A 7,542-nucleotide genomic window follows, 5' to 3' on the forward strand; every position below is an offset into this window, starting at 1 on the left:
CAGTTGCTCACGCAGATGCGGGTATTTCTCCGTCAGCAGCGAGCCGGGGTAGTAGGTCTTGCGATAGGCGCCGGTGGCACGGATCGCCTCCAGCCAGCGGCCGATCGCGGGATGCGCGTCCCAGCTGCTGCCGAGATTGATGTCGTCCATGCGGACGATCACCGGCATGATGGCGATGTCGGCGAAGGTGATGTCGGCGCCCATCACCCAGGGGCCGCCGCTCGCCGCGAGCCAGGACGCCATGCGCTCGACGCCGCGCGTCAGGCGCCCCAGCGCCTCGTCCATCTCCGCCTTCGGGAAGCCGGTGCGGCCCATCTTCATGAGGAACTCGCGGCGCAGGGGCTTGCTGTCGCAGAGCGCCTGAAACTCGGCGTCGCTCATCGCCTGGAAATGCGGCAGGAAGGCGAGATTGTAGGAGGGTACGCGGACGGCCGGCGTCGGCACCTCGTCGATGAAGCGCATCATCGCCCGCATGCCCGCCGCACCGAGCGCATCCTTCGGCCTGAGCGGCGCCACGTCGGGAAGAATGTCCTCCAGATATTCCAGGATGACCGCGGAATCGATCACCGCATGCCCATCGTGCACCAGCGCCGGAACGACGCCGTTCGGGTTGATCGCGAGGTATTCCGGGCGCAGCTGATCGCCCCTGAAGAGGTCGAGCTTTTCCTCCTCGAAGGCGAGGCCCTTGGCATGCAGCGTATAGCGGACACGCTGGCTGCAGGTGGATTGCGGGGCATTGTAGAGCTTGAAGCTGGCCATGGTACGCTCCTCAATCCCAGTTCAGCACACGGGGCAGCTTGCCCTTGCGGGCAAGCGTGCCGACGACGCCGAGCGGGAAGAACATCAGCACGATCGCCATGACGAGGCCGGTGCCGAGCAGGTTGAGTTCCGACGCGCCCATGGTCGCGACGAAGAGCTCGTTGATGCCGACGATCAGGATCGCGCCGACGACCGGGCCGGCGATCGTGCCCTTGCCGCCGAGGATGCACATCAGGACGAGGTTCGCGGAAACGAGGATAATCAGGAAGATGTTGGGCCGGAGATAGGTGAGATATTCGCCCCAGACGGCGCCCGCCATGCCGACGAAGAAAGCCGAGATCGCGAAGGCCAGCACCTTGTAGAAGCGCGTATCGATGCCGGCGCTCTCCGCCTTGATCTCGTCCTTCGAGATCGCGCGCAGCCCGAGGCCGAACTTCGAATGCTTGATGCGGTAGGTCGCCCAGACGGTGAAGGCGGCCATCAGGATGAAGGCATAGTAATAGGGGAGCTTCGCCCAGAGCACGTCGAGCTGGTTGATCGGCAGCGACAGGCCGTTGGCGCCGCCGATGAAGCCCCAGTGGTCAAACAGGATGCGGAAGATCATCAGCAGCGCGATGGACGAGATGATGAAGCTCGGGCCGCGCACCTTGAGCGTGATCATGCCGACCGCATAACCGACGGCGGCGGCCGCAAGCCCCGCGAGCGGCGCGGTGAGGAGCGTCGAGATGCCGAAGCGGGCCAGCAGCACGCCGGAGAAATAGCCGCCGATCGCGAAGAACACCGCATGGCCGAGCGAGACGTAACCGGTGAAGCCGCCGAGCACGTTCCAGCCGGCCGCCATCACCACGTAGCAGGCCGTGTAGAGCACGAGATGCAGGACGTAGTTGTAGTTGCCCGTGACCTGCAGCAGCGGCAGGGCGAGGAGCAGGACGAGCACGGCGCGCGGAAACCAGACGGCACGGGTCTGCTCGGCCCGGCGGGCGAGCCTGTCATTGTGCGTGCGGCGCGCTTCGAGAACGGCGCTCGTATCGGAATTCTGGAGGGTGATGGCCATCAGACGAGCTCCGGCTTTTCGCCGAACAGGCCCTGCGGCCGGATCAGCAGGATGACGAAGAGCGCGAGGAAGAAGGTCATGGTCGACCAGGTCGCGCCGATCCAGGTGCCGACGAAGGCGGCGATGACGGAGAGCGTGAAGGCGGCGATGACGGTGCCGAGGATGCTGCCCATGCCGCCGAGCACGACGACCGACATCAGCATCGCGATCCATTCCCACTGCTTGGCCGGGAAGAAGGAGAAGACGAAGCTGACAAGCGAGCCCGCCGCGCCCGCAAGGCCGATGCCGATCGCGAAGGCGAGCACGCTGATGAAGTTGACGTTGACGCCGAGCAGTTCGGCAGCGTCCCGGTTCTGCGTCGTCGCGCGGATGGCGTAGCCCATGCGCGAATATTTCAGGAAGAGCGCGAGGCCGCCGATGATGACGAGGGAAACGAGGCCGGCATAGAGCTGCCCCTTCGGAATGAAGATGTCACCGATGAAGAAGGCTTCCGTCGCATAGGCCGGCGACGTGACGCGCTGGGTATTGGTGAAGAGGCTGCCGAGCAGGCCCTCGACCATCATGGCGAGCGCGAAGGTGACGAGCACCGTCATCTCGGAATAACGCGCGCTTCTCGCCTCCTTCTCGAACATCAGGCGGTAGAGAAGCACGCCGACGGCGGCCATGATGAGGGCGGCGACCGGCAGCATGACGAGCGGATCGACGCCCCAGAGCTTGAAGCCCCAATAGGCGACATAGGCGCCGGCGATGATGAGCGAGGGGTGTGCCAGGTTGACGATGCGCATGACGCCGAAGACGAGGGAGAGTCCCGCCCCCATCAGCGCGATGACACCGCCGAGCGCCATGCCGAGAATTGCGACTTGTATCACTTGTGCCATTGTGGTCTCCGTCAGGCGGCCTTCCGGCCGCCGAGGTAGAGTTCCTGGATGCGGGGATCGGAAAGGACGTCGCGGGCCGGGCCCTCGATCATCGTCCGCCCGAGGTCGAGCACCACGCCGAGATCGGCGTTCCTCAGCCCCATGAGGGCGTTCTGCTCGACGAGCAGCACCGTGATGCCCTCCGACGACATCGTCTTCATGATGTCGAACATTTCCTGGACGATCTTCGGCGCGAGCCCGAGCGAGGGTTCGTCGAGCATGACGATCTCCGGCTTGATGATCAGCGTGCGCGCCATGGCGAGCGTCTGCTGCTGGCCGCCGGACATGGTGCCGGCGTGCTGGTCGGAACGCTCGCGCAGGATCGGGAAGCGGTCGAGGATCGATTCGACGCGGCGGTCGAGCTCCCGCTTGTCGTCGAGGATGAATCCGCCCATGCGGAGGTTCTCGCGCACGGTCATCTTGGGAAACAGCGCCCGCTCCTGCGGGACGAAACAGATGCCCTTGCGCAGGATCTGGTCGGGGCGCAGCCCGTTCAGCCGCTCGCCCTTGAAGACCACGTCGCCCTCGCGGATCTTCAGCATGCCGCAGATCGCCTTCAGCAGCGTCGACTTGCCGGCGCCGTTCGGGCCGATGATGCAGTGGACCTTGCCGGGCTCGACCGTCAGGTGCGCGCCGTCGAGGATCGCCGGGCCGTCGCCGTAGCCGGCGGTGATGTCGGTGACGTCGAGAAGCTTGTGCATCACGCCGCCTCCAGCACGCCGCCGAGATAGGCCTCGAGCACGGCGGGATCCTTCTGGACCATCTCCGGCGGCCCGTCGCAGATGACCCTGCCCAGCGCCATGACCACGACCCGGTGGGAGAGCCGCATGATGAGGTCCATGTTGTGCTCGACGATGAGCACCGTCAGCCCCTTGGCGTTCAGCGCCCGGATGTGGCCGACGATCTCCTCCATCAGCGAGGGATTGACGCCGCCGGCCGGCTCGTCGAGCAGGATGATCTTCGGGTCGGACATCAGGAGGGCGGCGAGGTCCATCAGCTTCTTCTGGCCGTAGGAAAGATTGTGGCCGTCCTCGTAGGCGATGCGGGTGATGCCGAGGAAATCGAGAATGCCCATCGCCTTGTCCCTTTCGGCCGGCGAGATCGCCGGCTTGAACAGGCCGAGGAACCCGTCGACCCGCGACTGCACGATGACGTTTTCCAGAACGGTCATGTCGGCGAGATTGCGGGAAATCTGGAAGGTCCGGCTGAGACCCTTCGCGGTGATCTTGTGCGGACGGAGCTGGTCGATGCGCTTGCCGTCGAGCCAGACCTCGCCCGACGTCGGCACCAGCGTGCGGCTGATACAGTTGAAGGCCGTGGTCTTGCCCGCGCCGTTCGGCCCGATGAGCGCTGTGATCGAGCCGCGCTCGACCGTGAATGTGGCGCCGTCGACGGCCCGGATGCCGCCGAAATATTTGCAAAGGTTCTTCACTTCGAGCACGCGCCCGACCTCCTGTCGCTGAATGAACGGTGGCCTGGGGGTGCGGCCCGGCACTCGCCGTCCGCACCCCGCCGGTGGCTCAGAAGCCGGCCTTCGGATATTTCAGCGGCACGACGCCATCAAACTCGCCGACCGGATAGACGAACTTCATCTCGCCGTCCTGCCACTGGGTCATGATGTGCCGCTTGTCCTCCGGCAGGCCGATGTCGTCCCAGGAGAAGTTGCCGAGCACGGTGCGCACCGGGTCCTCCTTGGTGCGGGCGTTCAGCCACTCGCCCATCCTGGCATTGTCGGTCGAGCCGGCACCGATGATCGACTGCTCGATGCCCTGGCAGACGGCAAACGGGATGGCGCTGTCCTCGTCCGGCTCGACGCCGTATTCCTTCTGAAAGGCGGCGACGAAATCGGCGTTGGTGAACGGCTTGCCGGCGAGCGTGCCCTGGAAATTGACGTCCTTGTGCCAGGTCGTGTGGATGATCACACTGTCGGCGGATTCCTTGCCGACGCCCTCGATGAACTCGGTCTGGGCGCCCTGGCTCAGATAAACGAATTTCGGCGTGGCCCCGACGGTCTTCAGCGCGCGGGTCAGTTGCACCGCCTCTTCTGCCGAAGCGGTGAGCCCGACGATCATCTCGGCGCCCGACTGCTTGATCGAGTTGGCGAGGTTCAGCCAGTCGTTGAAGCCCTCCTCCGGCCATTTCTCCGACATCACGACGTCCATGCCCGCATCGGCGAAGTAGCCCGGCGCGAGATCGGCGATCTCCTTGTCGTTCGCCGGGTCGATGACCTTCTGGCCGAGCATGCCGGTGGCGATCGCATTGGCGAAGAAGTCGTCGGCATGCACGACGGCAACCGTCTTCGGCGCCTGGCCGGCCGGGATCTGCTCCCTCATGAGGGTGATCAGGTCCTTGCCGGTGTATTCGGCGGCGTTGACCTGGAAATAGAACAGATTCTTGAAGCCCTGCGAATAGATGCGCAGCGCACCGCCCGAGGGGATCGGATGCACCATGTTGTATTTCGACAGCACGTTGCCGACCGGGAAGGTCAGGCGGCTGGAGAAGGTGCCATAGACGGCATTGACCTTGTCGACGTTGATGAAGCGCTCATACTGGTTGATGGCGGTCGCCGGATCGGAGCGGTTGTCGCTGACGATCAGCTCCACCTGCTGGCCGAGTAGGCCGCCCGCCTCGTTGATCAGCTTGTTGCAGAGCTCGTAGCCGCGCTTGTGCTTCTCGCCGCTGACGGACAGGCCGCCGGTAATCGGCAGCGACGCGCCGATGCGGATCGTCTCGGCGTAAGCGGCTGTTGCGGTGAGCGTGGCCGCGAGCGCGGCCATCGTAACGGATGCTTTCCTCATGCTTGCTCCTCCCCAGGGCAATCGATTGCATTGACAAATCTCAACTTCGCCGCATCGGCAGGCGGACCTCCGATGCCGTATCCGGCCGACGACCTTCGAGGCTCCTCCCTGAACGATCGGACCAAATGCGGGAATGCACGGGCGTTGCGCAGATGCGCACAGGCAGCATTACGCAATCGATTGCACGGACCTTCGCAAATTTCCTGACGGTCGTCAAGAAGCATAATGCAATCGATTGCAAATATTCAGTTCGCACTGTATGGAACGGAAAACGGTGCGCGAGAATGCTGAAAAAGAGGACGACACTCAAGGATATAGCACGGGAGACGGGCGTGCACGTCTCGACGGTGTCGCGTGCGCTCGACCCGGCAACGCGCAAGGCGATCACGCCCGAAGTCGCCGAAAAGATCCAGGCCGCCGCCGAGCGTCTCGGCTACCGCCCGAACCGCATCGCCGCGGGCCTGCGGACGAACCGGACGATGACCGTCGGCGTGATGATCCCCGACATCACCAACGTGATCTTCCCGCCGATCCTGCGCGGCATCGAGAGCGTGCTGGAGCCGCTCGGCTACGCCTCGATCATCGTCAACACGGACAGCGAGAAGGAGCGGGAGAGCCGGCTCGTCGACGTGCTGCGCGACCGGGGCGTCGACGGCATCATCCACACGGCGGCGCTGCGAAGCGACCCGTCGATCGCGCGGGCGGCCGAGGACGGCCTGCCGGTCGTGACCCTCAACCGCCGCGTCGAGAATTCGCGCATTCCCTATGTGATCAATGACGAGGACGGCGGCATCCGCGACATGCTCGCGCATCTCAGGGATCTCGGCCACCGGCGGATCGCCCATATCGCCGGCCCGCAGGACCTCTCGACCGGCCAGCTCCGCCTCGCCGCGTTCCGCGAGGCGATGGCCGACCTCGGGCTCGGCGGCAGCGACCGCAGCGTGGCGACCGCCATGCGCTTTCACGAGCACCAGGGCCGGCAATGCGCCGAGATGCTGCTCGAATCCGGCGAACCCTTCACCGCAATCCTCTGCGCCAACGACCGCCTGGCGCTCGGCGCGATCGAGGCACTGCGCGAGCGCGGCATCGACTGCCCGCGCGAGATCTCGGTCACCGGCTTCAACGACATGCCGTTCCTCGATCTCATCCGCCCGAAGCTGACGACGGTGCGCATCCAGCAGCACAGCGCCGGCGCGACCGCCGCGCGCCTGCTCCTCGACCTACTCGGCAACGGCGCGGACGACGTGCCGCTGGAAACCATCCTGCCCGTCGAACTGGTGATCCGCGAAAGCACGGCCCGCTGCCCGAACGGCTGAGGCGCCGCGTCAGACGTTGCTGCGCCGGTTCTCCAGCAGGTCCAGTACGGCGCGTGCCGCATCGAGCACGTTGGTGCCGGGGCCGAACACCGCCGAGACGCCGTGGTCGAGCAGGAAGGCATAGTCCTGCCGCGGGATGACGCCGCCGCAGACGACGATGATGTCGTCCCCGCCCTTTGCCTTGAGCGCCTCGACAAGCTGCGGCAGCAGCGTCTTGTGGCCGGCGGCGAGCGACGAGACGCCGACGACGCGCACATCAGCGTCGATCGCCATGTCGGCCGCCTCGCCCGGCGTCTGGAACAGCGGGCCGGCGACCACGTCGAAACCGATGTCGCCGAAGGCCGACGAGATGACCTTGGCGCCGCGATCGTGCCCGTCCTGGCCGAGCTTGGCGACCATGATGCGGGGGGCGGCGCCCGAAGCTTTGGCGTAACCCGCCAGCCGCTCGGCGAGCACCGCCATTTCAGGCTCGTCGCGATAGGCCTCGCCATAGATGTCCGACACGACCTCCGGCACGGCCGCATGGTCGCCGAAGGCCTTGCGCATGGCGTCCGTCATCTCGCCGACGGTGGCGCGCGCCCGCGCGCATTCGACGGCGGCGGCGAGAATGTTGCCCTGGCCGGTTCGGGCGACCTCGGCGAGGGCCGAAAGCGCCTTGTCGACCGCCGCGCCGTCGCGCCGGCGCCGCGTCTCCTCGA

General features: G+C 65.7%; 8 protein-coding genes. 1 reads left to right on the forward strand and 7 read right to left on the reverse strand.

The annotated features are described in order from the left end of the window. The 6 genes from LXM94_RS24950 to LXM94_RS24975 all read right to left on the reverse strand — a co-directional run. Positions 1-759 (reverse strand): glutathione S-transferase family protein (locus LXM94_RS24950; protein WP_235774466.1); only part of this gene is annotated, 759 nt, incomplete at its 3' end. Between the two features lie 10 nt (positions 760-769). After that, a complete protein-coding gene (locus LXM94_RS24955) occupies positions 770-1,813 on the reverse strand; it encodes a branched-chain amino acid ABC transporter permease (RefSeq protein WP_235774468.1) in 1,044 nt (347 codons plus the stop codon). Continuing rightward, positions 1,813-2,691: a branched-chain amino acid ABC transporter permease gene (locus tag LXM94_RS24960; protein WP_235774470.1), complete on the reverse strand. Its 879-nt coding sequence runs from the start codon at positions 2,689-2,691 to the stop codon at positions 1,813-1,815. The genes LXM94_RS24955 and LXM94_RS24960 overlap by 1 nt, the downstream gene beginning before the upstream one ends. An 11-nt stretch (positions 2,692-2,702) precedes the next feature. After that, a complete protein-coding gene (locus LXM94_RS24965; RefSeq protein WP_235774472.1) occupies positions 2,703-3,431 on the reverse strand; it encodes an ABC transporter ATP-binding protein in 729 nt (242 codons plus the stop codon). After that, the gene (locus tag LXM94_RS24970; RefSeq protein WP_235774474.1) at positions 3,431-4,171 is read right to left on the reverse strand and encodes an ABC transporter ATP-binding protein; all 741 of its coding nucleotides are present in this window, start codon (positions 4,169-4,171) and stop codon (positions 3,431-3,433) included. Before LXM94_RS24970 ends, LXM94_RS24965 begins: the two co-directional genes overlap by 1 nt. Before the next feature lie 79 nt (positions 4,172-4,250). Beyond that, positions 4,251-5,528 carry an amino acid ABC transporter substrate-binding protein gene (locus tag LXM94_RS24975; RefSeq protein WP_235774476.1) on the reverse strand — a complete coding sequence of 426 codons (1,278 nt, stop codon included), beginning with the start codon at positions 5,526-5,528 and terminating at the stop codon, positions 4,251-4,253. Positions 5,529-5,812: 284 nt separating this feature from the next. On the opposite strand from LXM94_RS24975, the gene LXM94_RS24980 reads away from it, so the two are divergent. Next, positions 5,813-6,844, forward strand: coding sequence for a LacI family DNA-binding transcriptional regulator (locus LXM94_RS24980; RefSeq protein WP_235774478.1), 1,032 nt, complete (start codon positions 5,813-5,815; stop codon positions 6,842-6,844). Positions 6,845-6,853: 9 nt separating this feature from the next. Here LXM94_RS24980 and LXM94_RS24985 read toward each other — a convergent pair. Beyond that, positions 6,854-7,542, reverse strand: a 689-nt coding sequence (locus LXM94_RS24985) for a methylmalonyl-CoA mutase family protein (RefSeq protein WP_235774480.1), incomplete at its 5' end; no start/stop codon positions are given.

This window comes from Rhizobium alarense (assembly GCF_021555155.1).
Taxonomy (GTDB): Bacteria; Pseudomonadota; Alphaproteobacteria; order Rhizobiales; family Rhizobiaceae; genus Rhizobium_D; species Rhizobium_D alarense.

What these genes read in the sequence shown, in the direction of transcription:
- LXM94_RS24955 (WP_235774468.1), bottom strand. Translation starts at nt 1,813, where the DNA reads ATGGCCATCACCCTCCAGAATTCCGATACGAGCGCCGTTCTCGAAGCG.
- LXM94_RS24960 (WP_235774470.1), bottom strand. Translation starts at nt 2,691, where the DNA reads ATGGCACAAGTGATACAAGTCGCAATTCTCGGCATGGCGCTCGGCGGT.
- LXM94_RS24965 (WP_235774472.1), bottom strand. Translation starts at nt 3,431, where the DNA reads ATGCACAAGCTTCTCGACGTCACCGACATCACCGCCGGCTACGGCGAC.
- LXM94_RS24975 (WP_235774476.1), bottom strand. Translation starts at nt 5,528, where the DNA reads ATGAGGAAAGCATCCGTTACGATGGCCGCGCTCGCGGCCACGCTCACC.
- LXM94_RS24980 (WP_235774478.1), top strand. Translation starts at nt 5,813, where the DNA reads ATGCTGAAAAAGAGGACGACACTCAAGGATATAGCACGGGAGACGGGC.